This window comes from Rathayibacter sp. AY1D1 (genome assembly GCF_002932635.1).
Lineage (GTDB): Bacteria > Actinomycetota > Actinomycetes > Actinomycetales > Microbacteriaceae > Rathayibacter.
The window spans coordinates 1-1,137 of record NZ_PSVY01000066.1; the positions used below are offsets into that span (position 1 = coordinate 1).

Consider the following 1,137-nt stretch of genomic DNA (forward strand, 5'->3'; position numbering starts at 1 on the left):
CGGGTGAGCGGCCGCGTCGTCCGATCGCCGGCTCCGCCGCACGATCCAGACCACGAAGGCCACGATCAGCCCGAGCACCACGAGCGACCACAGCGTCCGCCCGGTCGCGGGCGCCCAGGGCATCGCCCCGGTGTACGCGCCGCCGAGCGACCAGAAGCCCTGCGCCACCGGCAGCATCGAGGCGAGCACGAGGACGCCGATCCCGGCGTGCACCCGGTCGAGCGAGCCGCGGAGCAGCCGCTCCACCGGCAGGGCGCCGTCCTGGTCGGGCAGCAGCAGCCAGGCCGCGGCGTAGAGGAGGAGCGCGGGCCCGCCCAGCACCGCGACGACGAGCACGATCCCGCGCACGATCAGCGGGTCGATGCCGAGCCGGTCGGCGATCCCCGCGCAGACGCCGCCGATCCAGCCGGGACGGCGGGGCAGGTCGAGGCCGCGCAGCCAGAGCACGAAGCGGTTCTCGGGCGCGGGGGGCGGATCGGCGGGGCCGGGGGCTCCCGGGCCGGGGCTCTCGGGGCCGGCGCTGTCCGGGCCGGCGCTGTCGGGTCCGGCCGCTCCGGGATCCGTCCCGATCGGCGTCGTCGCTGTGCTTGCCGCCTCCGTGCCGTCCGGCTCCGCGGAGCCCGGCGGGGTCGTGCTCTGTCCTGTCATGCTGCGAGTCTCCCGTGCGCTCCACGGCCCGGACCATCGGGGGAACCCCTGATCCGACCCCGAGAGCACCCCCGATCGTGCGGCCGACCTGTTTGGATGCAGGGGTGAGCACAGTCCCCGGCACCGCCGTCCGCCCCCCGCTGCAGCGGCCGCGGACGATGCTGCTCGGCGGAGTGTGCACCGCGGTCGCCGACCACCTCGGCTGGAGCGTGCGGAGGACCCGCCTCCTGGCCGTCCTCACGACCGCGCTCGGCGGGGGCGGCGCGCTCCTCTACCTCTGGCTCTGGGCCCTGGTGCCCCTCGCGCCGCTCGAGTCGCGCGACGCGGATCCGGCCGTCCGCCGCTCCGCTCCCGTGGCCGGCCTGCTGACCCTCGCCGCCGCCGTCGCGGCGCTCGCCGTGCTGATCACCGTCGACAGCGGCGACGACGCCGACATCACGCGCGCGCTCGTCGCCGTCGGCCTGCTCGCGGGAGGAGCCGTCGGCTGGA

2 protein-coding genes are annotated in these 1,137 nt (G+C 77.0%); one reads left to right on the plus strand and one right to left on the minus strand.

The window, feature by feature from the left end; genetic code table 11:
- Nucleotides 1-648, minus strand: a 648-nt coding sequence (locus C5C56_RS17385) for a PspC domain-containing protein (protein WP_146086533.1), incomplete at its 3' end; no start/stop codon positions are given.
- Nucleotides 649-752: 104 nt separating this feature from the next.
- Between C5C56_RS17385 and C5C56_RS18205 the strand changes: the two genes are divergently transcribed.
- On the plus strand, nucleotides 753-1,137 hold a 385-nt coding region (locus tag C5C56_RS18205; protein WP_258065710.1), incomplete at its 3' end, for a PspC domain-containing protein.